Below are 264 nucleotides of genomic sequence, written 5' to 3' on the forward strand. Positions count from 1 at the left end.
CTTGAGAGAGATAAATGGGAGGTCGATTTTGGATTACGTTATCAGTTTGATTCTATAACAACTTATACTCAGGACTTATCAACCTTAAGCTATGATTTATGGCTACCTAGCCTAAATAGTACACTCTTCATCGATGAGCATTGGCGCTTTCGTTTTGGGGCTTCTAAAAATTATTCTAAACCGTTATTAAGTTCTCTAAATTTTGCCGACTCTAACAATACTCTAAATAATATTGAATATATTTTTAACCCAAATCTTAAGCCT

Annotated in this window: 1 protein-coding gene; it reads left to right on the top strand. The window is 33.3% G+C overall.

What is annotated here, in order from left to right; genetic code table 11:
* Positions 1-264 (top strand): TonB-dependent receptor domain-containing protein (locus tag SB816_RS32535; protein ID WP_410548318.1); only part of this gene is annotated, 264 nt, incomplete at both ends.

Source organism: Achromobacter sp. SIMBA_011, from assembly GCF_046535435.1.
GTDB classification, from domain to species: Bacteria; Pseudomonadota; Gammaproteobacteria; order Burkholderiales; family Burkholderiaceae_B; genus Achromobacter; species Achromobacter dolens.